This is a genomic window from Aporhodopirellula aestuarii, from assembly GCF_023701485.1.
In the GTDB taxonomy this organism is placed as follows: Bacteria; Planctomycetota; Planctomycetia; order Pirellulales; family Pirellulaceae; genus Rhodopirellula; species Rhodopirellula aestuarii.
The window spans coordinates 1-1,480 of record NZ_JAMQBK010000155.1; the positions used below are offsets into that span (position 1 = coordinate 1).

General features: G+C 54.7%; 1 protein-coding gene. It reads right to left on the reverse strand.

The window, feature by feature from the left end; translation table 11 throughout:
* Nucleotides 1-16 precede the first annotated feature (16 nt).
* Nucleotides 17-1,480, reverse strand: a 1,464-nt coding sequence (locus NB063_RS32000; RefSeq protein WP_250933900.1) for a transposase, incomplete at its 5' end; no start/stop codon positions are given.

Below are 1,480 nucleotides of genomic sequence, written 5' to 3' on the forward strand. Positions count from 1 at the left end.
TTAACAGCCTGTTGATTTATGCCCAATCACCGGTCATCGACCAGCGAATTTGGGCTTTGGATGAAATTGGTCCTGTTTGAGTTGAAGCGGACCAGCAATCGGTCGTTGATTCGATGATTTCGCTGCTACGGCGATCTAGAATACGGAAGAAGCTCTTAAAGGCCGACACGGCACGTGCGGCCAGCAACGCGGCGTGTCTTGGTTTGCCTGCTCCGATCAGCGAGCGCATGATCCGGCCCAGATTATGAGCCATTGCCGCGCTCATGTATCGCTTCTTGACATCCTCAATTCCGCGAAGCCACGTTCGTCGTGAGCCGCCGGTCTCGCAAAGATGAGCGAACGTGCGTTCGACTCTTTCACTGCGTTTGCGTTGCAACTTGCGACCTCGCGCTCCCAACGTGTTGCGGCGATTACGTCGATACGACTCTTTGACTGACTCAGGTTTGTTCTTCCACTTTCGCTTGCTCGATCGGTGCGGCTCCGGGATATAGGTCCGAATGCCGGTCTCGTTCTGCAATCGGTCTAAACAGTCTTCGCTGTGATACCCCTTGTCGGCAACCACTTCCTCGATGCTGTGATCGCAATCCGTGGCGTCCACATTGGTTTTTGCTGTGTTGACGGTGTCTTCGATCGTGGCGGTGTCACCCGAGTCACCGTGATAGATCTCGGCGGCCACAATCACGTCGGTATCAAGATCGACGGCGTTTTCGGCTTTGTACTTTAAGTGAAAACGCCCGTCTTTCATCTTGCCAATCCGAGCATCAGGATCTGTTTCGCTCTTCCACTGCTCGTTGCTGACCTTCTTCTTGTCTTTGCGTGACTTGTCGAAGCGACGCAATTCATCGTCTGATGGATCGCTTTTGCCTGTTTCTTCTTCGTACAGCTTTTTCAGGTAGGCCCGCCAATCATCGCCGTTATCTTTGCGAACGATGCTCTTGAGTGATGCGTTGGCTTCGAGGTCCGTTGCGTCGACGCCGATCGTCTTGCCTCGAAGCAGTCCGTTGTCACGGGTCGCTTGCAGGATCAGCTCAAAGGCAAACTGGTGGATCTCCATCGGCAGTCGTTCGCGGGTGAGCGAGAGCGTGCTGTGATCGGGCGTGGATTCTCCGGGGCCGTAGCCAAGGAAGCGAGCCAGCGATCGACTGTCCTCGCACCGCCACGCGATGCCTCGCTGGGAGGAGATGTCTTCGAAGTAGCCGATGAAGATCATGCGGAAATAGATGCCCGGTGGAAGGCATTTGCGTCCCGTCTTCTGATAGAACGGCTCGACGGCCAACTCCAGTTTGCCGTCGAAATCGATCTCGGCGAGTAACTGATTGAGCCGGTCGTAGAAAACGTTCCGCGGTCCGTTGCTGAGTTTATCGGCAGTGACCCAGAACGTGTCCTGCCGTTCTCGCCTTCGCTTGCCAAGTGCCATCAATACCTCTCCAAAATGTGAAGCATAGAAGATAGCGCGAGCGTGTTGAAAATCAACAGGCTG